The 23,666-nt window shown below is 63.9% G+C and carries 28 protein-coding genes; 11 read left to right on the top strand and 17 right to left on the bottom strand.

The window, feature by feature from the left end; genetic code table 11:
• Positions 1-7 precede the first annotated feature (7 nt).
• Entirely contained in the window at positions 8-679 is a 672-nt protein-coding gene (locus ATY02_RS34635) for a TetR/AcrR family transcriptional regulator (protein ID WP_068575462.1), read from the top strand.
• 35 nt (positions 680-714) lie between these two features.
• Positions 715-1,569, top strand: a complete 855-nt coding sequence (locus tag ATY02_RS34630; protein WP_068575463.1) for a sulfurtransferase — start codon at positions 715-717, stop codon at positions 1,567-1,569.
• A 91-nt stretch (positions 1,570-1,660) separates the two neighbouring features.
• Here ATY02_RS34630 and ATY02_RS34625 read toward each other — a convergent pair whose 3' ends face one another.
• From ATY02_RS34625 to ATY02_RS34605, 5 genes are read right to left on the bottom strand one after another with little or no spacing between them, the layout of a single operon-like run.
• Positions 1,661-2,494 carry an AraC family transcriptional regulator gene (locus ATY02_RS34625; RefSeq protein WP_068575464.1) on the bottom strand — a complete coding sequence of 278 codons (834 nt, stop codon included), beginning with the start codon at positions 2,492-2,494 and terminating at the stop codon, positions 1,661-1,663.
• Complete coding sequence (locus tag ATY02_RS34620; protein ID WP_068575465.1) at positions 2,487-3,488, bottom strand: hydrolase; 1,002 nt, start codon at positions 3,486-3,488, stop codon at positions 2,487-2,489. Before ATY02_RS34620 ends, ATY02_RS34625 begins: the two co-directional genes overlap by 8 nt.
• A 54-nt stretch (positions 3,489-3,542) precedes the next feature.
• Positions 3,543-4,163 carry a 16S rRNA (guanine(966)-N(2))-methyltransferase RsmD gene (gene rsmD / locus ATY02_RS34615; protein ID WP_068575466.1) on the bottom strand — a complete coding sequence of 207 codons (621 nt, stop codon included), beginning with the start codon at positions 4,161-4,163 and terminating at the stop codon, positions 3,543-3,545.
• A complete protein-coding gene (locus ATY02_RS34610) occupies positions 4,163-5,653 on the bottom strand; it encodes a M16 family metallopeptidase (RefSeq protein ID WP_068575467.1) in 1,491 nt (496 codons plus the stop codon). The genes rsmD and ATY02_RS34610 overlap by 1 nt, the downstream gene beginning before the upstream one ends.
• Complete coding sequence (locus ATY02_RS34605; RefSeq protein ID WP_068575468.1) at positions 5,646-7,001, bottom strand: M16 family metallopeptidase; 1,356 nt, start codon at positions 6,999-7,001, stop codon at positions 5,646-5,648. The genes ATY02_RS34610 and ATY02_RS34605 overlap by 8 nt, the downstream gene beginning before the upstream one ends.
• A 427-nt stretch (positions 7,002-7,428) precedes the next feature.
• On the opposite strand from ATY02_RS34605, the gene ftsY reads away from it, so the two are divergent.
• The 4 genes from ftsY to rpoH all read left to right on the top strand — a co-directional run bounded on the left by ftsY (position 7,429) and on the right by rpoH (position 11,616).
• A complete protein-coding gene (gene ftsY, locus ATY02_RS34600; protein WP_068575469.1) occupies positions 7,429-8,961 on the top strand; it encodes a signal recognition particle-docking protein FtsY in 1,533 nt (510 codons plus the stop codon).
• On the top strand, positions 8,958-9,629 hold the full coding sequence (ftsE, locus tag ATY02_RS34595; RefSeq protein WP_068575470.1) for a cell division ATP-binding protein FtsE: 672 nt from the start codon (positions 8,958-8,960) through the stop codon (positions 9,627-9,629). The genes ftsY and ftsE overlap by 4 nt, the downstream gene beginning before the upstream one ends.
• Positions 9,626-10,648, top strand: a complete 1,023-nt coding sequence (ftsX, locus tag ATY02_RS34590) for a permease-like cell division protein FtsX (RefSeq protein ID WP_068575471.1) — start codon at positions 9,626-9,628, stop codon at positions 10,646-10,648. Before ftsE ends, ftsX begins: the two co-directional genes overlap by 4 nt.
• 113 nt (positions 10,649-10,761) lie before the next feature.
• Positions 10,762-11,616, top strand: coding sequence for an RNA polymerase sigma factor RpoH (gene rpoH / locus ATY02_RS34585; RefSeq protein ID WP_068575472.1), 855 nt, complete (start codon positions 10,762-10,764; stop codon positions 11,614-11,616).
• 69 nt (positions 11,617-11,685) lie between these two features.
• Here rpoH and mtgA read toward each other — a convergent pair whose 3' ends face one another.
• The gene (gene mtgA / locus ATY02_RS34580; protein WP_068575473.1) at positions 11,686-12,408 is read right to left on the bottom strand and encodes a monofunctional biosynthetic peptidoglycan transglycosylase; all 723 of its coding nucleotides are present in this window, start codon (positions 12,406-12,408) and stop codon (positions 11,686-11,688) included.
• Between the two features lie 74 nt (positions 12,409-12,482).
• Between mtgA and ATY02_RS34575 the strand changes: the two genes are divergently transcribed.
• The 4 genes from ATY02_RS34575 to trmB all read left to right on the top strand — a co-directional run bounded on the left by ATY02_RS34575 (position 12,483) and on the right by trmB (position 14,850).
• The gene (locus tag ATY02_RS34575; protein WP_068575474.1) at positions 12,483-12,863 is read left to right on the top strand and encodes a DUF423 domain-containing protein; all 381 of its coding nucleotides are present in this window, start codon (positions 12,483-12,485) and stop codon (positions 12,861-12,863) included.
• Positions 12,864-12,934: 71 nt separating this feature from the next.
• Positions 12,935-13,135 carry a sulfur carrier protein ThiS gene (gene thiS / locus ATY02_RS34570; protein WP_164487305.1) on the top strand — a complete coding sequence of 67 codons (201 nt, stop codon included), beginning with the start codon at positions 12,935-12,937 and terminating at the stop codon, positions 13,133-13,135.
• A 185-nt stretch (positions 13,136-13,320) separates the two neighbouring features.
• Complete coding sequence (locus tag ATY02_RS34565) at positions 13,321-14,115, top strand: thiazole synthase (RefSeq protein WP_068575475.1); 795 nt, start codon at positions 13,321-13,323, stop codon at positions 14,113-14,115.
• Between the two features lie 9 nt (positions 14,116-14,124).
• A complete protein-coding gene (gene trmB, locus ATY02_RS34560; protein WP_068575476.1) occupies positions 14,125-14,850 on the top strand; it encodes a tRNA (guanosine(46)-N7)-methyltransferase TrmB in 726 nt (241 codons plus the stop codon).
• Positions 14,851-14,904: 54 nt separating this feature from the next.
• Here trmB and ATY02_RS34555 read toward each other — a convergent pair whose 3' ends face one another.
• The 11 genes from ATY02_RS34555 to ATY02_RS34505 all read right to left on the bottom strand — a co-directional run bounded on the left by ATY02_RS34555 (position 14,905) and on the right by ATY02_RS34505 (position 22,397).
• Positions 14,905-15,453, bottom strand: a complete 549-nt coding sequence (locus ATY02_RS34555; RefSeq protein WP_068575477.1) for an RNA 2'-phosphotransferase — start codon at positions 15,451-15,453, stop codon at positions 14,905-14,907.
• Between the two features lie 29 nt (positions 15,454-15,482).
• Positions 15,483-15,806: a DUF3392 domain-containing protein gene (locus ATY02_RS34550; RefSeq protein WP_022641629.1), complete on the bottom strand. Its 324-nt coding sequence runs from the start codon at positions 15,804-15,806 to the stop codon at positions 15,483-15,485.
• 9 nt (positions 15,807-15,815) lie between these two features.
• Positions 15,816-17,018, bottom strand: a complete 1,203-nt coding sequence (gene hemW / locus ATY02_RS34545) for a radical SAM family heme chaperone HemW (RefSeq protein WP_068575478.1) — start codon at positions 17,016-17,018, stop codon at positions 15,816-15,818.
• On the bottom strand, positions 17,015-17,611 hold the full coding sequence (gene rdgB, locus ATY02_RS34540) for an RdgB/HAM1 family non-canonical purine NTP pyrophosphatase (protein ID WP_083235652.1): 597 nt from the start codon (positions 17,609-17,611) through the stop codon (positions 17,015-17,017). The genes hemW and rdgB overlap by 4 nt, the downstream gene beginning before the upstream one ends.
• Positions 17,608-18,042: a DUF4426 domain-containing protein gene (locus tag ATY02_RS34535; protein ID WP_068575480.1), complete on the bottom strand. Its 435-nt coding sequence runs from the start codon at positions 18,040-18,042 to the stop codon at positions 17,608-17,610. Before ATY02_RS34535 ends, rdgB begins: the two co-directional genes overlap by 4 nt.
• A gap of 26 nt (positions 18,043-18,068) precedes the next feature.
• Positions 18,069-18,689 carry a methionine biosynthesis protein MetW gene (metW, locus tag ATY02_RS34530; RefSeq protein WP_068575481.1) on the bottom strand — a complete coding sequence of 207 codons (621 nt, stop codon included), beginning with the start codon at positions 18,687-18,689 and terminating at the stop codon, positions 18,069-18,071.
• Between the two features lie 7 nt (positions 18,690-18,696).
• Positions 18,697-19,836 (bottom strand): homoserine O-succinyltransferase MetX, encoded by a 1,140-nt coding sequence (metX, locus tag ATY02_RS34525; RefSeq protein ID WP_068575482.1) that lies wholly within the window; start codon positions 19,834-19,836, stop codon positions 18,697-18,699.
• Between the two features lie 105 nt (positions 19,837-19,941).
• A complete protein-coding gene (locus tag ATY02_RS34520; RefSeq protein WP_068575483.1) occupies positions 19,942-20,235 on the bottom strand; it encodes a DUF167 domain-containing protein in 294 nt (97 codons plus the stop codon).
• On the bottom strand, positions 20,235-20,822 hold the full coding sequence (locus ATY02_RS34515) for a YggT family protein (protein ID WP_068575484.1): 588 nt from the start codon (positions 20,820-20,822) through the stop codon (positions 20,235-20,237). The genes ATY02_RS34520 and ATY02_RS34515 overlap by 1 nt, the downstream gene beginning before the upstream one ends.
• Before the next feature lie 24 nt (positions 20,823-20,846).
• Positions 20,847-21,665, bottom strand: a complete 819-nt coding sequence (gene proC, locus ATY02_RS34510; protein ID WP_068575485.1) for a pyrroline-5-carboxylate reductase — start codon at positions 21,663-21,665, stop codon at positions 20,847-20,849.
• A gap of 33 nt (positions 21,666-21,698) precedes the next feature.
• Complete coding sequence (locus ATY02_RS34505) at positions 21,699-22,397, bottom strand: YggS family pyridoxal phosphate-dependent enzyme (RefSeq protein ID WP_068575486.1); 699 nt, start codon at positions 22,395-22,397, stop codon at positions 21,699-21,701.
• A gap of 199 nt (positions 22,398-22,596) precedes the next feature.
• On the opposite strand from ATY02_RS34505, the gene ATY02_RS34500 reads away from it, so the two are divergent.
• Positions 22,597-23,631, top strand: coding sequence for a type IV pilus twitching motility protein PilT (locus ATY02_RS34500; protein WP_068576659.1), 1,035 nt, complete (start codon positions 22,597-22,599; stop codon positions 23,629-23,631).
• Positions 23,632-23,666 lie beyond the last annotated feature (35 nt).

The following is a 23,666-nucleotide window of genomic DNA, read 5'->3' as shown; positions in this document are numbered from 1 at the left end:
CACATCCATGGCCCCACGTATAAAAACCCGTGAACGCATCGTCCAGTTCAGCCTGGAGCTCTTCAACCAGCAGGGCGAGCGCAATGTCAGTACCAATCACATTGCCGCGCATATGGAGATATCCCCGGGCAACCTGTACTACCACTTCCCCAACAAGCAGGCGATCATCGCCGTGCTCTTCGCCGAGTACGAAAGCCTGGTGGACAGCTTCCTGCGTCCGCCTCCCGGGCGGGCGGTCACCGTAGAGGACAAGCGCTACTACCTGCAGGCCCTGCTGGCGGCCATGTGGCGCTACCGCTTCCTGCACCGGGACCTGGAGCACCTGCTCGACAGCGACCCTGAGCTGGCGGCGCGTTATCGGCGCTTCTCGCAGCGCTGCCTGATCCAGGGCATGGCCATCTATGGGCGTTTCGTCGATGCCGGGATCATCGCCATGGACAGGGTGCAGATCGAATCCCTGACCCTCAATGCCTGGATCATCCTCACCTCCTGGGTGCGTTTCTTGTGCACGACTCGCGAGAACTCCACGCACCTGAGCGAGGAGGCGATCAAGCGTGGCGTCTACCAGGTGCTGGTGCTGGAAGCCGGCTTTGTCACCGAGCAGGCCCGGGAAGCGGTCAACGGACTGTTCGAGGAGTTTTACGTGCCTCTGGCCCAAGCCCTGGAAGAAGTGCAGTAGGATCCAGCTTCGACCCTCATTCACAGGAGCCCGCTATGCCCCTTGCGCAATTGATCAGCCCGCTAGCCCTGGACCAGAAGCGCCAACAGCCTGGCCTGGTGATTCTGGATTGCCGCTTTGCCCTGGAAGACCCGGACTACGGGCAGCGTTGCTATGCCGAGGGGCATTTGGCCGGGGCGCATTTCGCCGACCTGAACCGGGATCTCAGTGGGCCGGTGACCAAGGGCGTGACAGGCCGGCATCCGTTGCCGGACCCGGCCCGGCTGGTGGAGCGCCTGCAAGCCTGGGGGATCGATAACGACAGCGACATCGTGCTGTACGACGATGGCCCCGGCGCTTATGCCGCCCGCGCCTGGTGGCTGCTGGCCTGGCTGGGCAAGCGTGAGGGCGTGTTCATCCTCGATGGCGGCCTGAAGGCCTGGCATGGCGCTGGCCTGCCGCTGAGCCTGGATGCCCCGCCCCATGTCCAGGGGCACTTCAGCGGCCAGCCTGACCACAGCCTGTTGCTGGATGCCGAGCACCTGCAGCGACGCCTGGGCCAGCCGGAGCTGACCCTGCTGGACGCCCGGGCATTGCCTCGTTTTCGTGGCGAGGTGGAACCGATCGACCCGGTGGCCGGGCACATTCCCGGGGCACAGTGCGCCGCGTTCACCGACAACCTGGGCAGCGATGGCCGCTTCCTGCCAGCGCCACAGCTCAAGCAGCGCTTTGCCGAGAAACTCGCTGGGCGTTCACCGGAGCAATTGGTGGCCTATTGCGGCTCCGGTGTGACGGCCTGTCACAACCTGTTCGCCCTGTGTCTGGCCGGGTACCCGCTGGCCCGGCTGTATGCCGGCTCGTGGAGCGAGTGGATCACCGATCCTGCGCGGGCCATTGCCACGGGCGACTGAGCCCGCTATTGCCAGCGTTCGCCTCTCATTGCGCAAGTTTGTGGGCTGCGCGAGCTGATACCGGCCGCTGCCTCATCAGGTACGGCCGAGTTCAGTGGCCTTGCAGGGCACTGCGGTAGGCCGCAGGCGCGACCCCATAGACCTGCTTGAACTGCCGGCTGAGGTGGCTCTGGTCGGCGAAGCCCAGTTGCGTCGCCACTTCCAGCGGCAAACAGCCTTCGCGCAGTAGGGCCCGAGCCTTGGCGATGCGTTGCTGCATCAGCCAGGTATGGGGAGGAATGCCGGTGGCATGGCGGAACACCCGGGCAAAGTGGAAGGGCGACAGGTTCACTGCCGCAGCCAGCTCTTCCAGGGACGGCGGTGCTGCCAACTGCTCACGCAATAGTTCCTTGGCCTGGACTATGGCCCGGTGCTCCTGCCCAGGCGCCTTCGGCGCCTTGACCCTGGCATGACGCTGGAGCAGCAGGAGCAGCATTTCACGCCATTGGGTCTGCTGTTGCAAAGCCGTGGCAGGGCTTTCCAGCAAGTGGTGCAGGCAGGTGAATCCCTTGACCAGGTCCGGGTCGCGGTAGAGGGTCGCGCCAAATGCCGGCAGGTTGCTGTTGGGCAGGCCCAGTTCGCCGAGCAGGCCGAGCACCTGCTGGTTGTCTGGGTAGAAGGCTCGGTACAGCCAGCCGTCCTCGGTACCCTTGGCCCCGGTGTGCAGTTCGTCGGGGTTGATCAGCACCAGGGTGCCGCTACCCGCCAGGTGCTCGGCGCCGCGATAGCGGTAGCGCTGGGCCCCGGCCATGATCATGCCGATCACGAAACCGTCATGCACGTGGGGTACGAAACGATGCTCGATGTAGCGCGCCGAGAGCAGCTCGACGCCTGTCAGCGGGGCGGTCTGCCAGAATCGGATCGATTCGCGGGCGGGACTATCCATGGCGCCCCAGGCCTGCCAGCCATTGTGGAATGCGCCGCTCCAGGTAATAGCCGGGGTGCTTGAGGGTGCCTTCGACGAACCCGACATGCCCGCCCCTGGCTTGTAGCTCGAAGTGGGTACTGGCCGACAGCTCGCTGGCTTCGGGCAGGCTGTGGCGGAAGACGAAAGGATCATCCGCAGCCTGGATGATCAGGGTCGGGGTGCGGATCTCCCCCAGGAAGTAGCGGCTGGAGGCGCGCCGGTAATAGTCCTGGGCGTCGGCGAAACCATGCAGTGGTGCGGTGACCCGGCCATCGAAATCCCAGAAGGTGCGCATCTTGGTCAGCGGTCCCAGTTGTGCCAGGGTCGCCAGTCCGTCATGGCGGCCGTCGTGCTGGAACTGGCGCTGCTTGTCCTTGATGTAGGCCAGCATCTCGCGCATGAAGTGCGCTTGGTAGACCCTGGAGAAACCCTGGCCGATCCGGTCGGCGCACTGGTCCAGGCGAAAGGGTACCGAGACCGCCGCGGCTCCTTGCAGTGGGCTGGCGCTGCCGGTTTCCCCCAGGTACTTGAGCAGCACGTTGCCCCCCAGGGAGTAGCCCACGGCGTACAGCGGTGCCTGGGGACGCCTGGCCTGCAGGTGGGCGATGGCGGAGGCCAGGTCTTCGCTGGCGCCGGAGTGATAGCTGCGCGGCAGCAGGTTGGGTTCGCCCGAGCAACCACGCCAGTTCAGCGCGGCGCTGGCCCAGCCGCGGGCGGCGAGCGCCTGTTGCAGGCCGGCCACGTAGGGTGAGTTGGAGGAGCCGGTCAGGCCATGCAGTACCAGTACCAAGGGTGAATCGGCGTTATGGGGGCCGTGCCAGTCGAGATCGAGGAAGTCGCCGTCCTCCAGCCACAGGCGCTCGCGCTGGCGTTCCAGGTGCGTGGTGGGGCGCCACAGCGGGCCCCACAAGGTCTGCAGGTGCGGATTGCCAAGGCCGAAGGCAGGGGTGAAACGATCAGGCGAATCGGACACGGGGAGGATCTCTAGGCAGCGGTGCACAGCCCGGGGGCTGTGCTTGCAGCCGGCTTAAGCGGCGTTGTCCGCCATACGTTGCCACAACGCGTAATGCACTTGCCCGGATTTTTGCTCACGATGCAGGCGCCAGCGTGCCGGCAGGCCCAGGGTCGAGGGCGCTGCCTCGCTTTCGGTGTAGATCCAGGCATCGTCCGCCAGCCAGCCACGCTCTTCCAGCAAGGCACAGGCCGCGGGTAGCAGGTTCTGGTTGAACGGTGGGTCGAGGAAAGCCAGGTCGAAGGCGGTGGCCGGTTGGGTTTCCAGATAACGCAAGGCGTCGGCCGTTTGTACCTGGCCGACGGTGCAGCGCAGGGTACCCAGGTGTTCGCGCAGGCTGGACACCGCAACGCTGCTGCTATCGAGCGCCAGGCCCGAGGCTGCACCGCGGGACAGGGCTTCGAGGAACACCGCGCCGCTGCCGGCGAACAGGTCGATCACCTTGGCCCCGGGTACATAGGGTGCGAGCCAGTTGAACAGGGTCTCGCGCACCCGGTCCGGGGTCGGGCGCAGGCCCGGCAGGTCGGGGAAGCTCAGCTTGCGGCTGCGCCACTCGCCGCCGATGATGCGCAGCTGGCCCACGCCGTTGTGCTGGTTGTGGACGGGTTTCTTGCTGGGACGGGCTGGACGGGCCATCAGTGCTCCGGAACCCCGAGCGGTTGCTCGGCGGGTTTGTCAGTAGGGGGGGGTAGCGGCTTCTGGGCGACGGTCGGGCCGGCGCTGACGATGACCATCTTGTCGACGCTAAGGTGCTTGTTCATGGCGGCCTTGACCTGTTCCACCGTCAGCTCCTGGGATTGACGCATAAAGTCCTCCAGGTAGCTCAGCGGCAGATTGTAGAAGCCCATGGCGCCCAGTTGGCCGACGATATCGGCGTTGCTGGCGGTGGACAGCGGGAAGCTGCCGGCCAGTTCACGCTTGGCGTCGTCCAGTTCTTTCTGGGTCGGGCCGTTCTTCAGGTAGTCGGCGAATACATCTTGCACCAGCTTGAGGGTGCCTTCGCTCATCTCGGCACGGGTCTGCAGATTGATCATGAACGGGCCGCGGACCTGCATCGGGGTGAAGCCGGAGTAGACGCCGTAGGTCAGGCCGCGCTTCTCGCGCACTTCGCTCATCAGCCGGGTGCCGAAACCGCCACCGCCGAGAATCTGGTTGCCCAGGGATACCGCGGCGTAGTCCGGGTCGTCACGGTCGATGCCCAGTTGCGCCAGCAGCAGGTTGGTCTGGCTCGATGGGAACTCGATGTGGCCGACGCTGGCCTTGGGTTCTACCGGCTGCTCGATCTTCGCCAGGGCCGGGCCCTTGGGCAGGGCGGCGGAAACCTGGGCGGCAATCGCCTCGGCGTCGCTGCGCGAGAGGTCGCCCACCAGGGCGATCACCCCATTGCTGGCGGTATAGGCCTTGGCGTGGAACGCCTGCAGTTGCGCCAGGCTAATGCCCGGAACGCTCTTGGCGTTGCCTTCGCTGGCGTGAGCATAGGGATGGCTGCCGTACAGGCGCTGCATCAGCTCCAGGCTGGCCAACTTGCCGGGGTTCTGCTTCTGGTACTCGAAGCCGGCGAGCAGCTGGTTCTTGATCCGGGCCAGGGAGTCGGCGGGGAAGGTCGGCTTGCCCACCACTTCGGCAAACAGCTTCAGTGCCGGCTGGCGTTTATCCACCGCGCTGAGGCTGCGCAGCGAGACCACGGCCATGTCCTTGTAGGCGCCGTTGCCGATATCCGCCCCCAGGCTTTCAAAGCCTTGGGCGATGGCGCCCACATCCTTACCGGCCACGCCCTCGTTGAGCATGGCGTTGGTCAGCAGGGCTAGGCCGGAGGTGTTGCCATCCTGGCTGCTGCCGGCGGCGAAGATCAGGCGCATGTCGAACATCGGCAGCTCGCGGGCCTCGACAAACAGCACCTTGGCGCCTTCGGCGGTGCTCCAGGTCTGCACATTGAGGTTGCGGTGGCTGGGAGCCTTGCCATCGAGCTCGGCCAGAGATTGCAGCTTCTGGCTGCTCTTGGCGTTGTCCAGGGCCTGGCTGGCATTGCTTTCGCCGGATCGCGAGAGGTACAGGCCGCCGGCGGTGAGCAGGGCCGCCAATGCGGCGCCCAGCAGGATCGGTGAAGCATTCTTGCGCTTATTCATGAGCGGACTCCTCAGGCAGTACGTGGGCCACGCTCATACGTTCCCGGGTGAAGTAGGTGCGGGCGGCCTTCTGGATGTCTTCCGGGGTCACGCTTTGCAGTTCGGCAAGCTCGGTGTCCATCAGCTTCCACGACAGGCCGACGGTTTCCAGCTGACCGATGGCGGTGGCCTGGCTGGTGATCGAGTCGCGCTCGTAGACCAGGCCGGCAATCACCTGGGCCCGGACCCGCTCCAGCTCTTCTGCGGAGGGCGGGGTGGTCTTGAGTTGCTCCAGCAGGCGCCACAGCCCGGCTTCGGCCTGGGCGATGGTTTTTTTCTTCTGGCCGTTGGGGGTGGCGGACAGCATGAACAGACTGTCGCCACGGGTATAGGCGTCGTAGCTGCTGGAGCCATTGGACAGCAGCTCCTCGCCGCGCTCCAGCTGGGTCGGGATACGGGCGCTGTAGCCACCGTCCAGCAGCGCAGCGGCCAGGCGCAGGGCGTTGACTGCGCGCTTGTCCTCGGCGGTGGCGATGCTTGGCACGTTGAAGGCCAGCATCAGGCTGGGCAGCTGGGTCTTCACATGCAGGGTGATCAGGCGCTCACCGGGTTCGGCCAGTTCCATGGGGATCTTCGCTGGCGGTACGTCACGCTTGGGAATCGCACCGAAATAGCGCTGGGCCAGGTTCTTGACCTCGTCCGGGGTGACATCGCCAACCACTACCAGGGTGGCGTTGTTGGGCACGTACCAGGACTGGTACCAGTGGCGCAGTTCCTCGACCTTCATTCGGTTCAGGTCGGCCATCCAGCCGATGGTCGGCGTGTGGTAGCCGCTGGCGGGGTAGGCCATGGCCTTGAAGCGCTCGTAGGCCTTGGACAGGGGCTTGTCGTCGGTGCGCAGGCGGCGTTCTTCCTTGATCACCTCGATTTCGCGGCTGAATTCGTCGGCCGGCAGGCGCAGGCTGGCCATGCGGTCGGCTTCCAGTTCCAGGGCCACGCCCAGGCGGTCGCGAGCCAGGACCTGGTAGTAGGCGGTGAAGTCATCGCTGGTGAAGGCGTTCTCTTCGGCGCCCAGGTCTCGCAGGATCAACGAGGCTTCGCCGGGGCCGACCTTCTCGCTGCCCTTGAACATCATGTGTTCCAGGGCGTGGGAAAGGCCGGTCTGGCCTGGGGTTTCGTAGCTGGAGCCGACCTTGTACCAGACCTGTGAGACCACCACCGGGGCACGATGGTCTTCGCGGACAACGACCTTCAGGCCGTTGTCGAGGGTGAATTCGTGGGTGGGTTGCGGGTCGGCAGCCAGGGCTGCAAGCGGCAGACAAACTGTGCTGAGCAGCAGGCCTGCGGCGCGGCGGGCTAGAGCATTCATTCGTTTTAAACCTGTTGGGCTGTCCGCTGGGTCTTGGCCTGCGGGCGAGAGGTTGGGGCGTGTCGCCATTCATTACCGGGCCGGGCCTTGTGGGTGGCCACGCGGTACTGGTAATGAGGGGTGACACGCCCTAGGATACTGATCCGTTTTACTGGCGGCCACGCCTATCAGGTTCTCGCGGGTCAGCAATAACTTGATCAGGTTGCATGAGTTTCCGGCAATAATCCTTGATTTATCAGCTAAAATTCGACGTTTCGCCGATTTTGCCGTTCCAGTCCTTTAGTAAAATCGATCCCTGAGGTGCCTCCGGGCATTTCGACAACATGTTGCGCGTGAACAAGCTGGATGAAACATAGTCTGTTCTGCATCGAATATTTATTTACCGAGGCGCCTGCTGGCGCATCGCTACCTTGAGATAGCCGTCTCCATGTTTGGTTCCAACGACGACAAAAAGACTCCAGCCGCGGCTGGCGAGAAGAAAGGCCTGTTCGGGTGGCTGCGCAAGAAGCCGCAGGAACCCGTCGTCCAGCAGCCACCAGTGCCTGCCGAGCCGGTAGCGGCTCCAGTCATCGAGCCTGCACCGAGCGCCATCCCGGCCGAACCGGTGGTTGCTCCGGTCGCCGAACCCGTGGTGCAACCCCAGGCGCAGCCGCATTCCTCCGCGCCGGTTGCCCCCGACCTGCCCTTGACTCCGAATCCCGAGCACAAGCCCTGGTTGACCTTGCCGGTGGCCGAGGAGCCCGTGGCCCTGGTGGAGGATGTCCAGGCCGAGCACGTGACGCCAGCGATTCCGACCGTGGCCGCAGCGCCTGAGCCAGTGGTCGAGGCCCCGGTGATCGCTCCGGTGGCTGACGTCCAGGCACCTGTTGCCCCGGTATTCGCCGCCCCCGAGCCTGTCCCTCCTGCTCCTGCTCCTGCTCCTGCTCCTGCTCCTGCTCCTGCTCCTGCTCCTGTCGTGGCGCCGGTGGCGGTTGTCGAGCCTGAGCCTGAGGTCGTTGCCGAGCCTGCTCGTTCGAGCGATGAAGGCAAGGTCGGTTTCTTCGCCCGCCTCAAGCAAGGCCTGTCCAAGACCAGCGCCAGCATCGGCGAAGGCATGGCCAGCCTGTTCCTGGGCAAGAAGGCCATCGACGACGAACTGCTCGAAGACCTGGAGACCCGCCTGCTGACCGCCGACGTTGGTGTCGAGGCCACTTCGGTGATCATCCAGAACCTGACCCAGAAGGTGGCGCGCAAGCAGCTGACCGACTCCGACGCGCTGTATGCCTCGTTGCAGGCCGAGCTGGCTGGCATGCTCAAGCCGGTGGAGCAGCCGCTGAAAGTCGTTGCCCAGAACAAGCCATTCGTGATCCTGGTAGTGGGTGTCAATGGTGCTGGCAAGACCACCACCATCGGCAAGCTGGCCAAGAAGCTGCAGCTCGAAGGCAAGAAAGTCATGCTGGCCGCTGGCGACACCTTCCGTGCCGCAGCGGTAGAGCAACTGCAGGTCTGGGGCGAACGCAACAAGATCCCGGTGATTGCCCAGCACACGGGCGCCGACTCGGCCTCGGTGATTTTCGACGCCGTGCAGGCCGCCAAGGCCCGGGGTATCGACGTACTGATCGCCGATACGGCAGGGCGCCTGCACACCAAGGACAACCTGATGGAAGAGCTGAAGAAGGTCCGTCGGGTCATCGGCAAGCTCGACGCCGATGCGCCTCATGAGGTGCTGCTGGTGCTGGACGCCGGTACTGGCCAGAACGCCATTAACCAGGCCAAGCAGTTCAACCAGACGGTCACGTTGACCGGCCTGGCCCTGACCAAGCTCGACGGTACCGCCAAGGGCGGCGTGATCTTCGCCCTGGCCAAGCAGTTCGGCCTGCCGATCCGCTACATCGGGGTGGGCGAAGGCATCGACGACTTGCGTACTTTTGAGGCCGAACCCTTTGTCCAGGCACTGTTTGCCGAGCGGGAGCGTTCATGATTCGTTTCGAACAGGTCGGTAAGCGCTATCCCAATGGTCACGTTGGCTTGCATGAGCTGAGCTTTCGCGTCCGGCGCGGCGAATTCCTGTTCGTCACCGGCCACTCCGGTGCCGGTAAAAGCACCCTGTTGCGCCTGTTGCTGGCCATGGAACGCCCGACCTCGGGCAAGTTGCTGCTGGCCGGGCAAGACCTGGGGCAGATCAGCAACTCGCAGATTCCGTTCCTGCGCCGCCAGATCGGCGTGGTGTTCCAGAACCACCAGTTGTTGTTCGATCGCACGGTATTCAACAACGTGGCCTTGCCGCTGCAAATCCTCGGCCTGTCCAAGGCCGAGATTGCCAAGCGCGTGGATTCGGCCCTGGAGCGCGTGGCCCTGTCGGACAAGGCCGAGCTCTACCCTGGCGACCTGTCCACTGGCCAGCAGCAGCGGGTGGGTATCGCCCGGGCCATCGTCCACCGTCCGGCCTTGCTGCTGGCGGACGAGCCCACCGGTAACCTCGACCCGCGTCTTGCGGCGGAAATCATGGGCGTATTCGAAGATATCAACCGTCTGGGTACCAGCGTGCTGATCGCCAGCCACGACCTGGCCCTGATTGCCCGCATGCGCCATCGCATGCTGACCCTGCAGCGCGGGCGATTGATCGGTGACGGGGAGGCTGGCGTATGAGTGCCACACGTACTCCTAAAGTGGCGGAGCGCGTAGCGCCCAAGGCATCCGATGCGCCGCCGCCAAAGAAAAAAGGCAGTGAGGACGACGGTCCGGATTTCGGCACCCTGTTGCACGCCTGGATCGAAAGTCATCGTGCCAGCCTGATGGACAGCTTGCGTCGCCTGGGCAAGCAGCCCATTGGCAGCTTCTTCACCTGCCTGGTGATGGCCGTGGCCTTGAGCTTGCCCATGGGCTTGTCACTGTTGCTCAACAATATCGAGCGCCTGGGCGGTTCCTGGCAGCGTGCGGCGCAGATCTCCCTGTACCTGGAACTGGGGGCATCGGCCAACGAAGGCGAGCAGCTCAGTGAGCAGATCAAGGCGCTGCCTGGCGTGGCAGACGCCGAGTTCATCAGCAAGGAAAAGGCCCTGGAAGAGTTCCAGCAGCAATCCGGGCTGGGCGAGGCACTGCGTGAGTTGCCCCATAACCCGTTGCCGGGAGTGGTCCTGGTAACCCCTGACGAAGTGGACAAGGCAACCCTGGAAGCCCTGCGCCAGCGCCTGGCGGACATGCCCAAGGTGCAACTGGCGCAGCTTGACCTGGTATGGGTCGAGCGGCTGGCCGCGATCCTCAAGCTGGGGGATCGTTTTGTCTTCGGCCTGACGGTGCTGCTGGTTTCCGCATTACTTTTGGTGATAGGCAATACCATTCGTCTTCATATTGAAAACCGCCGCACCGAGATAGAAGTGATTAAACTCGTCGGCGGCACAGACAGCTACGTGCGACGTCCTTTCCTTTATATGGGGGCGTTGTATGGCTTCGGTGCGGGGATTCTGTCCTGGGGTGTCCTGGCCTTTGGCCTTAACTGGCTGAACGATGCGGTGGTCGGCCTGGCCGGCCTCTACGGCAGTGATTTCGCCCTGGCGGGAGTCCCTGTTGCCGATGGTCTGTCGCTCTTGCTAGGGGCGGTGCTGTTGGGTTATATCGGTGCGTGGATTGCGGTGGCCCGCCACCTGAGGGAGCTGGCACCGAAGTAGTGTCTTTTTGCTTGTATTGACCTTTCAGCGTTCATGGGAACTTGTTTAGCGGTTCCTGGTCAATTTTCGCAGTGCTGAACTGCACGAGTTATGTGAGTCGGAGGTTTTTTCGTATGACCACTTCTTTGCAACCTGCTTACGCATTGGTTCCAGGCGCAAACCTGGAGGCCTATGTGCACACGGTGAACAGCATTCCACTGCTGACGCCGGAGCAGGAGCGTGAACTGGCCGAGAGTCTCTACTATGAGCAGGATCTTGAGGCAGCTCGGCAGATGGTGCTTGCCCACCTGCGTTTTGTCGTACATATCGCCCGCAGCTATTCCGGCTACGGGCTGGCCCAGGCCGACCTGATCCAGGAAGGCAACGTTGGCCTGATGAAAGCCGTGAAGCGCTTCAACCCGGAAATGGGCGTGCGCCTGGTGTCTTTCGCCGTACACTGGATCAAGGCGGAAATCCACGAGTTCATCCTGCGCAACTGGCGGATCGTCAAGGTCGCGACCACCAAGGCCCAGCGCAAGCTGTTCTTCAACCTGCGCAGCCAGAAGAAACGCCTGGCCTGGTTGAACAACGAGGAAGTCCATCGCGTGGCGGAAAGCCTCGGTGTGGAGCCGCGTGAAGTGCGCGAGATGGAAAGTCGCCTGACCGGCCAGGACATGGCCTTCGACCCGGCTGCCGAAGCCGACGACGACAGCGCCTTCCAGTCGCCGGCCAACTACCTGGAAGATCACCGCTACGACCCGGCGTTGCAGCTGGAGGATGCTGACTGGAGCGACAACTCCACCAACAACCTGCACGAAGCGCTGGAAGTGCTGGACGAGCGTAGCCGCGACATTCTCTACCAGCGCTGGCTGGCAGAGGAGAAAGCGACGCTGCACGACCTGGCGCAGAAGTACAACGTTTCGGCCGAGCGTATTCGCCAGCTGGAAAAGAGCGCGATGAACAAGCTGAAGTTGTCCATTGCCGCGTAACGCCAAGCCAGGCACCAAGCAAAACGCCCCGAGATGATCGGGGCGTTTTCGTTTGTGGGTATCGCTGGCCTACTCGGCCCAGGGCGCCCGGCGTGATTCGTCCAGGCGATTGAGGTAGGCGGCCCCGCCCAGTTGGCTCATCTGCCGCCGGATCCAGCCGGCACGCTGGAGCACGTAGGTGCTGGGGCGAGCTGCGCTCCAGACCCGGGGGTTGGGCAGTACTGCGGCCAACAGGCTGGCCTGCTGGCGGCTGAGATTGGCGGCGCTGACGCCGAAGTGATGGCGTGCAGCGGCCTCGGCGCCGAACACGCCTTCGTCCCATTCTGCGCTGTTGAGGTAGACCTCGAGAATCCGTTGTTTTGGCCAGAGCACCTCGATCAGGGCGGTGAACCAGGCTTCCAGGCCCTTGCGCAGGTAGCTGCGGCCGGACCACAGGAACAGGTTCTTCGACACTTGTTGGCTCAAGGTGCTGGCGCCGCGGATCTTGCCGCCACGCTCGTTATAGGCCAGGGCCGCCTGGATGGCGTCGAAGTCGAACCCCCAGTGCTCGGGGAATTTCTGGTCCTCGCTGGCGATCACCGCGACCTTGAGGTTATCGGAGATCTCGTCCCAGGGGGTCCAGGTGCGTTGCAGGTCGATGGGGTCGTTGTCGATCCAGGACTCGATCTTGCGCTCCACCATCAAGGCCGTGCCTGGCGGCGGTATGAAACGCAACAACAGCACCAGCGCGATACTGCTGATGACGAACCATTTCAAGGCTTTTACCAGACGACGAAACAGATAACGCAGCATAGAGATGGCTTGGCCGAACCGTTTGAGCGCGCCATTATACAGACCCTTTGCGCTGAATCTGACTGGAGTTCCCCATGTTGCGTGGCTTCCTGATGCTGGCTGCCTTCTTCGGTTTCACCGGGGTCGCCCTGGGCGCTTTCGCCGCCCACGGCCTGAAGAATCGCCTGAGCGCCGAGTACCTGGCCATTTTCCATACCGGGGTCACTTACCAGTTGGTGCATTGCCTGGCCCTCTTTGGCGTAGCCCTGCTGGCCACCCAGGTTCCGGGGCGACTGGTGGCCTGGGCAGGGGGGGCATTCACCCTGGGCATCCTGCTGTTCTCCGGCAGCCTGTACCTGCTGACCCTCACGGGGATTGGCAAGCTGGGCATCATCACCCCCCTGGGTGGCGCCTCGTTCCTTGCTGGCTGGTTGCTGCTGGGGCTTGCCGCCTGGCGCCTGCAAGCAGCCGCCTGACGCTTGTAGCTGACCTTTAGGTCATGATCGGGCTAGAATGCTGGCCCCTAAAAATGATGGCGGCCTCGAGCATGCGCATTCAGTTGAACGGTGAATCCTTTGAACTGCCCGACGGCTCGACCGTTGCGGCCCTGCTGACGAGCCTGGAGCTGACTGGGCGCCGGATCGCAGTGGAGCTCAATCTGGATATCGTTCCGCGCAGCCAGCACGCCGAAACCACCCTCAACGAGGGTGACCAGGTGGAAGTCGTCCACGCCATCGGCGGCGGCTAGCCAGGCACCGCGAGAACTACAGCGCTCAGAAAGGCTTGCGTTGAAAACAGCTTGGAATGCCCCACCAGTCCCTGGTCTTCGCTTTCTCGCCTGTTTGCCTTGCCTTTCCTTCGCTCGCTAGGCCCTCGCGGCGTTCGGTCTACCAAAGAATTCTGCAAGAACCTCACCCCAACAGAGGATTTCCGATGAGCAACGTTCGTAGTGACAAGCCTTTCGTCCTGGCCGGTCGGACGTACCAGTCGCGTTTGCTGGTAGGCACCGGCAAGTACCGCGACATGGAAGAAACTCGCCTGGCCATCGAGGCCTCCGGCGCCGAGATCGTTACCGTAGCCGTGCGCCGGACCAACATCGGCCAGAACCCGGGTGAGCCGAACCTGCTGGATATCCTGCCGCCGGACCGCTACACCATCCTGCCCAACACCGCCGGTTGCTATGACGCGGTGGAAGCCGTGCGCACCTGCCGTCTGGCCCGCGAGCTGCTCGATGGCCACAACCTGGTGAAGCTGGAAGTCCTGGCCGACCAGAAGACCCTGTTCCCCAACGTGCTGGAAACCCTCAAGGCCGCCGAAGTGCTGGTCAAGGAAGGTTTCGACGTGATGGTCTACACCAGCGACGACCCGATCATTGCCCGCCAGCTGGCGGAAATGGGCTGCATCGCGGTCATGCCGCTGGCCGGCCTGATCGGTACTGGGCTGGGAATCTGCAACCCCTATAACCTGCAGATCATTCTCGAAGAAGCCAAGGTCCCGGTACTGGTGGATGCCGGTGTCGGCACCGCCTCCGATGCCACCATCGCCATGGAGCTGGGCTGCGAGGCAGTGCTGATGAACTCGGCCATCGCCCACGCGCAGCAGCCGGTGATGATGGCGCAAGCCATGAAACACGCGATTGTCGCGGGCCGCCTGGCGTACCTCGCCGGTCGCATGCCGAAGAAACTCTATGCCAGCGCATCCTCGCCGCTGGATGGTCTGATCAAGTAAGAGCCATTGATGACTGAATCAAACGACACGCCAATCGAGCCGGAAGCTGGCGACGAACGCCAGCACCGCCGTATCAAGAGCTTCGTGATGCGCGCCGGACGCATGACCGAAGGCCAGCAACGCGGCCTGGACCAGGGCGCTGCGCTGTATGTGCTGCCCCTGGCCGATGCCCCGGTGGATTACGACCAGGTGTTCGGTCGTTCGGCGCCACGCTCCCTGGAAATCGGTTTCGGCATGGGTCACTCGCTGCTGGAAATGGCCGCGGCGTCCCCGGAGCAGGATTTCATCGGCGTGGAAGTCCACCGTCCGGGCGTTGGTGCGCTGCTCAACGGCGTGCTGACCCAGGGCCTGACCAACCTGCGGGTCTACGACTGCGACGCCATCGAAGTGCTCAACCGCTGCGTGGCCGATAACAGCCTCGATCGCCTGATGCTGTTCTTCCCCGATCCGTGGCACAAGAGCCGGCACCACAAGCGCCGTATCGTCCAGGCGACCTTCGCCGAGCTGGTGCGCAGCAAGCTGAAGGTTGGCGGTATCCTGCACATGGCCACCGATTGGGAGCCCTACGCCGAGTACATGCTGGAAGTGATGAACGTCGCCCCGGGTTATCGCAACCTGGCCGAGGACGGCAAGTGCGTGCCGCGTCCGGCCGAGCGTCCGATCACCAAGTTCGAGCGCCGCGGCGAGCGCCTGGGCCATGGTGTCTGGGACTTGAAGTTCGAGAAGCTGGACTGACCTGCCGCCCCTCTTCCCGAGGGGTTCTTGCCGGGCCCTGCAGTGGCCCGGCCGCTACACCTCGGTGATGCAGCTGGCCGGCACCTGGTCGGTCAGCCACACGCCATTCTCCGCCTGGTAGAACTTGCAGCCCTGGGCCTGCATGGCCTGGGTATCGACCTGCAGCAACACCACCTGGCCGTAGCGCTGGCCCACCGAGCGGGCAGTGTCTGGGTCATGGGACAGGTGTACGTGATGGCGCGAGCCCGGAACCAGGCCCTGCTGGTTGATCGAGTCCATGAAGCGCGTGGCGGTGCCGTGATAGAGCACGGCTGGCGGCTGGCGCTCTTGCAGTTGCAGCTGCACGGCCTTGTTGGAGTGGCCCTGGGCGGCGCGAATGCGCTGGCCGTCGGCCGACAGGGTGAAGCGTTTCTTGTCGCTATCGCGGACCACCTGCTCGATCAGTTCCCGAGTCAGCGGCCGGCCTTCGCTGGCCGCGCCGGCGATCAGCGCATCGACCTCGCCCCAGCCTTCACTGTCCAGTTCCAGGCCGATGGCCTGGGGTTCATGGCGCAGCACATAGCTGAGGAACTTGCTGGTGGTTTCCATGGGGTTCTTGCTCATACATGTCCTTGTTCAGCTACAAGCCCGCATCAGCGGCGATCGGCGACCACGCCGATCAGCACCAGTACCACCAGCAGCACGGGCGCCAGGCTGTAGTTGTTGAACTGGCTCAGGCCGCGGACGATCCACGGCGTGGCATAGATCAATGCCAGGCCGCTGCCGATCATGCACAGCAGGGCCATCAGGGGTACCCGCAGGGCGCCGGCGAGGCCACCCAGGCGTGCCTCCACCCAGCCCTTGATGTCGGCACCGAACAGCACCAACAGGCAGCCCACCAGCGCCAGGGAGATTTCCGAGAGATTGCTGCGGCTCCAGCGGGACACGGTGGCAAGCAGGTCGAGTACCAGATCCATGTGATTTCCTTAGATCAGAAAGTATTGCAGCAGGTCGTTGAGGAACAGTTGCCCACGGGGCGTGGCCGCCAGGCGTGACGGTTCGACCTGCAACAAGCCGCTTTGTTCGGCTTGGCGCCGGGCTTCGGCGAGGCTGGCCAGGTCCAGGCCGGTACGCTGGGCGAACAGCACGGCATCCACGCCATCGGTCAGGCGCAGGGCGTTCATCAGGAACTCGAACGGCAGCTCATCGTTGCCCAGGGCCTTTTCACCGGCCTTGAACGACTTGGCCGGGTTCAGGTAGTCCTTGGGCAGGCGGGTTTTCCAGGTCCGCAGGATGCGTCCGTCCGGATGACTGAGCTTGCCATGGGCGCCGGCGCCGATGCCGATGAAGTCACCGAAGCTCCAGTAGTTCAGGTTGTGTCGTGCCGCACGGCCGGGCTGGGCATAGGCCGAGACTTCGTACTGGGCGTAGCCGTGCTCGGCCAGCAGTGCCTGGCCGGCTTCCTGGATGTCCCACAGGATGTCGTCTTCCGGCAACGTCGGCGGCTGGTTCCAGAACACCGTGTTGGGTTCCAGGGTCAGCTGGTACCAGGACAGGTGGGTCGGCTTCATGGCGATGGCTTGGCGCAGGTCGCCCAGGGCATCCTCCAGGGACTGGTCCGGCAGGCCGTGCATCAGGTCCAGGTTGAAGTTGTCGAACCCGGCCTGGCGCGCCATGTCGGCGGCCCGCACCGCTTCGGCACCACTGTGTATGCGACCCAGGGCCTCGAGCTTCTGCTCCTGGAAGCTCTGGATACCGATGGACAGGCGGTTGATCCCGAGGGCGCGATAGGCGGTGAACTTCTCCTGCTCGAAGGTCCCGGGGTTGGCCTCCAGGGTAATCTCGATGTCACTGGCGAACGGGATACGCTGCTGTACCCCGGCTAGCAACCGGCCCAGGGCCTGGGCGCTGAACAGGCTAGGGGTGCCACCGCCGAAGAAGATCGAGCTCAGTTCCCGGCCGTACGCGGCGGGCAGGTCCTGGTCGAGGTCGGCCAGCAGGGCGTCCACATACTCTTGCTCCGGCAGCGTCGGGCTGGCGGCATGGGAGTTGAAGTCGCAGTAGGGGCATTTGCGTACACACCACGGAATGTGGATGTACAGCGCCAGGGGCGGCAGCTGGGGCAGGGCCGCCCGGGGAGCTTGCGCGCCACCGAGGATCAGTGGCGACGCGGCTGGATCGTGGTTCATTGCAGGCCCAGGCGTTGCCGCAGGATGGCCATGGCGCGAGCGCGGTGGCTGAGCTGGTTCTTTTCCACCGGGTTCAGTTCGGCGCTGGAGCAATTGCGCTCCGGTACCCAGAACAGCGGGTCGTAGCCGAAGCCGTGTTCGCCACTGGCAGCGGTGAGGATGCGGCCGTGCCAGAGGCCTTCGCAGAGGATCGGCAGCGGGTCGTCGGCGTGGCGCACCAGGGCCAGGACGCAGACGAACTGCGCACCGCGCTGGTCCTCGGGTACGTCCTTGAGGGCTTCTAGCAGCTTGGCGTTGTTCGCCGCATCGCCCTGGCCATCGGCGTAGCGCGCCGAATAGATGCCCGGGGCGCCGCCGAGGAAGTCCACTGCCAGGCCGGAGTCATCCGCCAGCGCCGGCAGGCCGGAGATGCGCGCGGCATTGCGCGCCTTGAGAATGGCGTTCTCGACAAACGACAGGCCGGTTTCCTCGGGCTCGATGCTGCTGAACTCGCCGATCGAGCGCAGCTGCACCGAGGCGCCGAGCATGGCCTGGAGTTCTTTGAGTTTGCCAGCGTTATGGCTGGCCAATACGAGTTGCGTGAGATTCATCATTCGCCCGGAAATAGCTCTTGGTTGAAGCTGAAGCTGTTGGTGTCACCGCCAGTCTGGACGCTGATGGTGAACGTACGGTTTTCCTGCTGTTCCACCGGGAACTGGGCGATGTAGTAGATCGCACCCTGTTCGGTGATCTGGCGGAACTTCAGCGGAATGCTCTTGCTGGTCAGGTCCTTGACCGTACCGCTGACTTGAGCGACCAACGGCTTGCCGTCCTTGATCAGCGAAACGTTGATCACCCCCTGGTTCTTGCTGCGAACCAGCTCCGCGGCCCTGGCGATGTCAGGTTGCAGGTAGGTGGAGTTGAACGTGTTGTAGTGCACGGTGATATCGCCGAACACCTCCTGGCGTTCACCCTTGATCGGGTCCGCTGCCAGGGCTGTGAAGCTCAGGCAGGCAGCCAGTAGAAAAGTAACCAGACGTCCCATGATCGTTCTCCTCGACGCAACGTGGGTTAAACCGCGACCTTGTGCTCCTGCAGGCCGGGACTGCTGAGGCGGTAGATACCGATCTCCCCTAAGAGATTAGGCCATAGCTTACTGGCCCACCCATGGCGGTGTTGTTGATCGACCGCAAGACGGTTGATCACCCGGGCCTGGCGCTCGCGGCACAGCGCTTCGAAATCCTCGAAGGTGCAGAAGTGGATGTTCGGTGTGTTGTACCAGGTGTACGGCATGAATTCCGACACCGGCATCCGGCCCTTGCTGGCCAGGTACCAGCGGCAGCGCCAGTGGCCGAAGTTGGGGAAGGTGATGATGCACTGGCGGCCGACCCGCAGCATCTCGTCGAGCAGCTTGTCGGGGTAGTGCACGGCCTGCAGGGCCTGGGTCATGACCACGATATCGAAGCTGTTGCTGGCGAAGTTGCCCAGGCCCTTGTCCAGGTCCTGTTCGATCACGTTGATACCCTTGGCCACGCACTGGGCGATGTTGTCCGCGTCGTTTTCCAGGCCGTAGCCGGTCACTTGCTTGTGTTCTTGCAGCCAGCTCAGCAGTTCGCCGTTACCGCAGCCCAGGTCGAGGACGCGGCTGCCGGCGGGGATCCATTCCTGGATGATTTCCAGATCGGCTCTCATCGTGTCCTCACAGCGTGATGCGGTTCATGTAGTGACCAAATGCCTGCAGATACCTGGGGATCGGGATCAGGAAGGCGTCATGGCCTTGGGGGGCATCGATCTCCAGGTAGCAGACATCCTTGCGTGCAGCCATCAGTGCGTCCACCAGCTCTCGCGAGCGAGCCGGAGAGAAGCGCCAGTCGGTGGTGAAGGACATCACGCAGAACTTGGCCGTGGCGTTGGCAAAGGTCCTGGCCAGGTCATCGTCGAAGTTGGCCGCCGGGTCGAAGTAGTCCAGGGCCTTGGTCATCAGCAAGTAGGTGTTGGCGTCGAAACGTCCGGAGAACTCCTCGCCCTGGTAGCGCAGGTAGCTTTCCACCTGGAATTCCACGCTGTGGAAGTCGTAGTTGAGCTTTTCGCTCTTGAGGCCGCGGCCGAATTTCTCGCCCATGGAGTCGTCGGACAGGTAGGTGATATGCCCCACCATCCGCGCCAGCATCAGCCCGCGCTTGGGGACCACCTGGTGTTCCTGGAAGGAGCCGCCGTGGAACTCCGGATCGGTGAGGATCGCCTGGCGCGCCACTTCGTTGAAGGCGATGTTCTGCGCCGACAGCTTGGGCGCCGAGGCGATGGCCAGGCAATGCCGGACCCGGTCCGGGTAGGTGATGGTCCATTGCAGGGCCTGCATGCCCCCGAGGCTACCGCCGATCACCGCAGCCCACTGGCCAATGCCCAGGCGGTCGGCCAGGCGGGCCTGGCTGTGCACCCAGTCTTCCACGGTCAGCACCGGGAAGTCGGCGCCGAATGGGCGGCCGGTCTCCGGGTTGAGGCTGCTGGGGCCGGTGGAGCCGTTGCAACCACCGAGGTTGTTGAGGCTGACCACGAAGAACTTGCTGGTGTCGATCGGCTTGCCCGGGCCAATGCAGCTGTCCCACCAGCCGGGCTTGCGGTCGTCGGGGCTGTGGTAGCCGGCAGCGTGATGGTGGCCGGACAGGGCGTGGCAGATCAGCACCGCGTTGCTGGCGCTGGCATTGAGCTGGCCGTAGGTTTCGTAGATCAGGTCATAGGCTGGCAACGAGCGCCCGCAGGCCAGGGCCAGGGGCTCGCTGAAGTGCGCAACTTGAGGTGTGACCAGACCGACGGAATCGGGGGGGAAGGCAGTTGGCATCGACCCTGCTCTCATTCAAATGAGGCGTAAGTCTAAAGACCGCTGTGCCCAGCGGCAAGCAAAGCCCAGGCCGGCATTCGTTGCTGGAAATGGCCGGCCTGTGAATCAGCTGGGGCGCGCCAGGCCAGGCAGTTCCGGCAGTTTCTTCGGCGTCTGCAGGCGCACCCGCTTCTGTCGGTTCAGTTCACCGCTGACCAGGCTGACATGGCTCTTGGGAATGCCGAAGGCCTTGGCCAGGAACGCCATCAGGTGCGCATTGGCCTTGCCTTCGACGGGTGGGGCGGTGAGGCGGATTTTCAGGCGATCGCCATGCAGGCCAGCGAACTCATCGCTGCTGGCCTTGGGCTGCAGGTGACAATCGAGCAGCAGATCGTCACCGTCCCAGCGGAAATAGCTCATCAGATCAGCCCGAACAGCTCGCGAGGCATGAAGGTGTAGTACGCCAGCCGTGGGATCAACCCTTGTTGCAGCAGCTGGATCACCAGGAAGGCCAGGATCGGCGAGATATCCAGGCCGCCCAGGTTGGGCACGAAGCGGCGGAACGGCGCCAGTAGCGGCTCGCTGAGCTGGTAGGCCAGTTCAGCACCTGGGCTCTGGCTGCCTGGGGCGACCCAGGACAGGATCACGCTGATGATCATGGCGAAGAACCAGACCTTGAGAAACAGCGCGAAGATACCGATCGGTGCCCAGACCAGCAGGCCCAGCACGTTGAAGGGGATGCCATAGAGGGTCAGGACGATGGCGAACAGCACCATCTGCACCACTAGCGCCAGTACCAGCGAGGACATGTCCAGGCCGAACATGCTGGGGATCACCCGGCGCAGCGGCTTGAGCAGGGGTTGGGTGGCCCGCACGATGAACTGGCAGATCGGGTTGTAGAAGTTGGCCCGCACCGCTTGCAGCATGAAGCGCAGCAGGACGACCAGCAGGTAAAGGCTGCCCAGGGTCTGGATCACCAAAATGGCAGCGTCGTTGAGTCCGAACATTATCGATTCCTTTGTAGGGGCGAATTAGCGGCCGAGTTGTTCGGCCATTTCTGCCGAACGGTGCGCGGCGGCACCCAGAGCTTTTTCCACCAGAGCCTCGAAACCGTCGGCCTGGAACGATTTGATCGCCGCCTCGGTAGTACCGGCGGGCGAGGTCACGCGACGACGCAGCTCGGCGGCATCGACATCGCTGGAGACCGCCATGTGGGCTGCTCCCAGGGCCGTTTGCAGGGTCAGTTGGGCGGCGGTTTCCCGTGGCAGGCCGAGCTTTTCACCTGCGGCGGTCATGGCCTCGATCAACAGGAAGAAATACGCCGGGCCGCTGCCGGATACCGCGGTTACCGCATCCAGCTGCTGTTCCTGTTCCAGCCACAGGGCGGTGCCCACGGCGGACAGCAGTTCTTCGGCCTGGCGGCGTTGCTCGGCGCTCACCCGGTCGGTGGCATACAGGCCGCTGACACCTTGGCGCAGCAGGGCCGGGGTGTTGGGCATGCAGCGCACGATCGGCTGCTCGCCGAGCCAGGCGCCCATGCTCGCGCAGGTGATGCCGGCAGCGATGGAGACCACCAGTTGCTGGGGTTGCAGGCTCGGACGCAGGGCTTCGCAAACGGCCTTCATGGCTTGTGGCTTGACTGCCAGGACGATCACATCGACCCCGGCAATGGCCTCGGCGTTGTCGGCGAAGACCTGGATGCCGTGTTCGGCGGCCACCTTGGCCCGGGTCTCGGCGCCAGGGTCACTGGCGCGGATCTGTGAGGCGTCGAGGCCTTTGGCCCGCAGGCCGCCGATGAGACTGGCCGCCATGTTGCCGGCACCGATAAAAGCGATACGAGTCGTGTTCATGACAGGTCCTTATCAGGGTCAGGGCCAGTTCCGTCAGGACTGGCTGTAGTCGCGGGCGCCAAACAGGGCGGTACCGATCCGCACCCAGGTGGCGCCTTGGGCGATGGCCGCTTCGAGATCGTGGCTCATGCCCATGGAGAGGGTATCCAGGGACAGCCCAAGGCTGCCGCGCAGGTGGTTGTTCAGGTTCTGTACCGCAGCGAACGCAGCGTGTTGGGCCGCAGGATCCTCGGTAGGTTCGGGAATCGCCATCAACCCGCGCAAGCGCAGGTTTGGCAGGGCGTCGATGGCTCTGGCCAGGGCCGGTAGCTCATCAGGGGTACAGCCGGACTTGCTGGCCTCGCCGCTGACATTGACCTGGATGCAGATGTTCAATGGAGCCAGGTCGGCCGGGCGTTGTTCGGACAGGCGTTGTGCGATTTTCAGGCGGTCCACGGAATGCACCCAGTCAAAATGCTCGGCAATGGCGCGAGTCTTGTTCGACTGAATGGGGCCGATGAAGTGCCAACTCAAGGGCAAATCCGTCAGTTCCTGCTGTTTGCCCAGGGCTTCCTGCAGGTAGTTCTCGCCAAAGTCGCGCAGGCCGGCGGCATAGGCTTCGCGCAGGGCCGCGGCGGGCTTGGTCTTGCTCACGGCCAGCAGTCGAACGCTGTCCGGGGCACGTTGTGCGGCCTGGCAGGCACTGCGGATGCGTTCGGCTACCAGGGCAATGTTGTCTGCTATCGTGGACATTCGATTCCGTCTCAAAAGTACCTGCGACCGGGCGTCTACCGCCCGGGCCGCCATGCGCCGCTGAATCCACCAGCCCCTCTGTCCATCGACCCTGGCCTTGCTCGAGGGTCGCGCCGGACATCGCCTGGCACTTGCAAGCGAACCGATGGGGCGAACGGGGGCTGAAGCTCGCGGCATTCTACTGGAATTGGAGGGCACTATGGACATCACCGAGCTGCTGCTCTTGAGCGTTTCCCGAGGCGCTTCCGACCTGCACCTATCGGCTGGCCTGGCACCGCGGTTGCGCATCGATGGCGATATCTGCCCGCTGGATAGCCCGGCCCTGGAAGGGCCGCAAGTACTGGCCATGATCCACGGCCTGATGAGCCAGGCGCAACGTGACGCCTTTGCCAGCCTCCAGGATCTGGACTTCGCCTATGAACTGCCGGGCGTGGCCCGATTCAGGGTCAATGCCTTCCAGCATGCCCGGGGCGCGGGAGCGGTGTTGCGCCTGGTGCCTTCGCAGGTGCAGAGCCTGGAGGTGCTGGGCCTGGGCCAGGTGCTCCGGCAAATCGCCGAGGTGCCCAGGGGGCTGGTGTTGGTCACCGGGCCTACCGGTAGCGGCAAGTCCACCACCCTGGCGGCGATGATCGATCATCTGAACCGTAGCCGCCGCCAGCACATCATCACCATCGAGGACCCCATCGAGTTCATCCATCCGCAACAGGCATGCCTGGTGCATCAGCGTGAAGTCCAGCGCGATACCCGAAGCTTCGCCAGCGCCTTGCGTGCGGCCTTGCGCGAAGATCCGGATGTGATCCTGCTGGGAGAGCTCCGGGATCTTGAGACCATTCGTTTGGCATTGACCGCTGCGGAAACCGGGCACCTGGTGTTCGCCACCCTGCACACGTCATCGGCGGCCAAGACCATCGATCGCCTGGTGGATGTGTTTCCGGGGGAGGAGAAAGCGCTGGTGCGCTCGATGCTGGCCGAGTCGCTACAGGCGGTGATTGCCCAGGTATTGCTCAAGCGCGTGGGCGGTGGGCGAGTGGCGGCTTGCGAGATCATGCTGGGGACCGCCGCGATCCGGAACCTGATCCGCGAGGACAAGGTGGCGCAGATGTATTCGGCAATCCAGACCGGTGGCGCGCAGGGTATGCAGACCCTGGACATGAGCCTGAAAATGCTGGTGGGGCAGGGTTTGATCAGCCGCGAGCAAGCGCGGGAGAAGGCACGGGTGCCGGAGGGTTTTTGAAGGAAAGGCATTCGCCGCCAGGTTGGCCTGGCGGC

This window comes from Pseudomonas sp. BIOMIG1BAC (assembly GCF_001705995.2).
Lineage (GTDB): Bacteria > Pseudomonadota > Gammaproteobacteria > Pseudomonadales > Pseudomonadaceae > Aquipseudomonas > Aquipseudomonas sessilinigenes.
The sequence above is the reverse complement of the archived record's forward strand: the minus strand, read 5'-3'. Positions and strand labels throughout refer to the sequence as shown.

What these genes read in the sequence shown, in the direction of transcription:
- ATY02_RS34555 (WP_068575477.1), bottom strand. Translation starts at nt 15,453, where the DNA reads ATGAGCAAGAACCCCATGGAAACCACCAGCAAGTTCCTCAGCTATGTG.
- metW (WP_068575481.1), bottom strand. Translation starts at nt 18,689, where the DNA reads ATGAGAGCCGATCTGGAAATCATCCAGGAATGGATCCCCGCCGGCAGC.
- ATY02_RS34635 (WP_068575462.1), top strand. Translation starts at nt 8, where the DNA reads ATGGCCCCACGTATAAAAACCCGTGAACGCATCGTCCAGTTCAGCCTG.
- ATY02_RS34500 (WP_068576659.1), top strand. Translation starts at nt 22,597, where the DNA reads ATGGACATCACCGAGCTGCTGCTCTTGAGCGTTTCCCGAGGCGCTTCC.
- ATY02_RS34565 (WP_068575475.1), top strand. Translation starts at nt 13,321, where the DNA reads ATGAGCAACGTTCGTAGTGACAAGCCTTTCGTCCTGGCCGGTCGGACG.
- ATY02_RS34535 (WP_068575480.1), bottom strand. Translation starts at nt 18,042, where the DNA reads ATGGGACGTCTGGTTACTTTTCTACTGGCTGCCTGCCTGAGCTTCACA.
- proC (WP_068575485.1), bottom strand. Translation starts at nt 21,665, where the DNA reads ATGAACACGACTCGTATCGCTTTTATCGGTGCCGGCAACATGGCGGCC.
- ftsY (WP_068575469.1), top strand. Translation starts at nt 7,429, where the DNA reads ATGTTTGGTTCCAACGACGACAAAAAGACTCCAGCCGCGGCTGGCGAG.
- ATY02_RS34630 (WP_068575463.1), top strand. Translation starts at nt 715, where the DNA reads ATGCCCCTTGCGCAATTGATCAGCCCGCTAGCCCTGGACCAGAAGCGC.
- ftsX (WP_068575471.1), top strand. Translation starts at nt 9,626, where the DNA reads ATGAGTGCCACACGTACTCCTAAAGTGGCGGAGCGCGTAGCGCCCAAG.
- trmB (WP_068575476.1), top strand. Translation starts at nt 14,125, where the DNA reads ATGACTGAATCAAACGACACGCCAATCGAGCCGGAAGCTGGCGACGAA.
- ftsE (WP_068575470.1), top strand. Translation starts at nt 8,958, where the DNA reads ATGATTCGTTTCGAACAGGTCGGTAAGCGCTATCCCAATGGTCACGTT.
- metX (WP_068575482.1), bottom strand. Translation starts at nt 19,836, where the DNA reads ATGCCAACTGCCTTCCCCCCCGATTCCGTCGGTCTGGTCACACCTCAA.
- ATY02_RS34515 (WP_068575484.1), bottom strand. Translation starts at nt 20,822, where the DNA reads ATGTTCGGACTCAACGACGCTGCCATTTTGGTGATCCAGACCCTGGGC.
- ATY02_RS34610 (WP_068575467.1), bottom strand. Translation starts at nt 5,653, where the DNA reads ATGAATAAGCGCAAGAATGCTTCACCGATCCTGCTGGGCGCCGCATTG.
- ATY02_RS34625 (WP_068575464.1), bottom strand. Translation starts at nt 2,494, where the DNA reads ATGGATAGTCCCGCCCGCGAATCGATCCGATTCTGGCAGACCGCCCCG.
- hemW (WP_068575478.1), bottom strand. Translation starts at nt 17,018, where the DNA reads ATGAACCACGATCCAGCCGCGTCGCCACTGATCCTCGGTGGCGCGCAA.
- ATY02_RS34605 (WP_068575468.1), bottom strand. Translation starts at nt 7,001, where the DNA reads ATGAATGCTCTAGCCCGCCGCGCCGCAGGCCTGCTGCTCAGCACAGTT.
- ATY02_RS34575 (WP_068575474.1), top strand. Translation starts at nt 12,483, where the DNA reads ATGTTGCGTGGCTTCCTGATGCTGGCTGCCTTCTTCGGTTTCACCGGG.
- ATY02_RS34520 (WP_068575483.1), bottom strand. Translation starts at nt 20,235, where the DNA reads ATGAGCTATTTCCGCTGGGACGGTGACGATCTGCTGCTCGATTGTCAC.
- rdgB (WP_083235652.1), bottom strand. Translation starts at nt 17,611, where the DNA reads ATGATGAATCTCACGCAACTCGTATTGGCCAGCCATAACGCTGGCAAA.
- ATY02_RS34505 (WP_068575486.1), bottom strand. Translation starts at nt 22,397, where the DNA reads ATGTCCACGATAGCAGACAACATTGCCCTGGTAGCCGAACGCATCCGC.
- mtgA (WP_068575473.1), bottom strand. Translation starts at nt 12,408, where the DNA reads ATGCTGCGTTATCTGTTTCGTCGTCTGGTAAAAGCCTTGAAATGGTTC.
- thiS (WP_164487305.1), top strand. Translation starts at nt 12,935, where the DNA reads ATGCGCATTCAGTTGAACGGTGAATCCTTTGAACTGCCCGACGGCTCG.
- ATY02_RS34550 (WP_022641629.1), bottom strand. Translation starts at nt 15,806, where the DNA reads ATGGATCTGGTACTCGACCTGCTTGCCACCGTGTCCCGCTGGAGCCGC.
- rpoH (WP_068575472.1), top strand. Translation starts at nt 10,762, where the DNA reads ATGACCACTTCTTTGCAACCTGCTTACGCATTGGTTCCAGGCGCAAAC.
- rsmD (WP_068575466.1), bottom strand. Translation starts at nt 4,163, where the DNA reads ATGGCCCGTCCAGCCCGTCCCAGCAAGAAACCCGTCCACAACCAGCAC.